Annotated in this window: 1 protein-coding gene and 1 pseudogene; both read right to left on the bottom strand. The window is 73.1% G+C overall.

The features are described from left to right. Window positions 1-95 precede the first annotated feature (95 nt). Complete coding sequence (locus tag ACSNOD_RS31520) at window positions 96-524, bottom strand: DUF6479 family protein (protein ID WP_436770490.1); 429 nt, start codon at window positions 522-524, stop codon at window positions 96-98. A 28-nt stretch (window positions 525-552) separates the two neighbouring features. Further along, window positions 553-814 (bottom strand): annotated as a pseudogene (locus tag ACSNOD_RS31515) (nucleoside triphosphate pyrophosphohydrolase); the annotation flags it as partial.

The following is an 814-nucleotide window of genomic DNA, read 5'->3' as shown; positions in this document are numbered from 1 at the left end:
CCCCCAACCCACGAACAACCGACCCCGTACTACCTCACAAGAGGCCGACCCGGCCGAAGGCCCCCGAGGAGAAGCGTGGCCCACCCGACCGGAGGTCACCCCGTTCCGTGCGACCCCCCACCCCTGTCCCACCGCGGCCTCTCGTCCTGCTCCTCCTCGCGCGCCGGCCGCGTCCCCGACCCGAACTCGTACGGCATGTGCCGTACCCCGTTCCGCGGCACCTCGTCCGGCTCGCGCCGCTCCGAGTACTCGTGCCGCTCGGAGTCCTGGTGCCCGGGCCCGTGGTCGGGCGGCACGCTGCCCGTCTCGTGTTCCTGGGGCGTCTCCCACGCCCCGCCCCTGGGCTGGGGCTCCTGCGGTGGCTCCGGCTCCCGCTCCCGTACGCGCCGCCCCAGCCAGAGCGCGGCGATGAGCAGGATGACGACGATGATGCCCACGATCAGCGGACCGATTCCGACCAGGTGGTCCCGGGCGGCGAGCGCGGGCTCTTCCCGGACGGCGGCGAACATGCTCATGTGATGCATGTGCCACGAGTACCCCGGGACGCCCCGATCACTCGGTGAGTTCGGCCGTTCGGATGGCGTCCCGGTAGGCGCGGGCCGCGGCGCGCAGCGCGGACTCGGGGTCGACGCCGGCGGCCTCGGCGCGCACGGCGAGCTCCAGCAGGCGCGTGCCGAAATCCTCCGGATGGCCCGCCCCCGGAAGCTTCACGTCCAGCCCCGCCAGCCCCTCCAGCCCTTCCGGTATTTGACGAGGGCGAAGTCGTTGTCGCCGTTCTGCGCGTCGACCATCGTGCCGAGCCAGTTGCCGTGGC

It is taken from the genome of Streptomyces sp. URMC 123 (assembly GCF_051386515.1).
In the GTDB taxonomy this organism is placed as follows: domain Bacteria; phylum Actinomycetota; class Actinomycetes; order Streptomycetales; family Streptomycetaceae; genus Streptomyces.
Note: the sequence above shows the minus strand (reverse complement) of the source record. Positions and strands in the feature narration are given on the sequence as shown.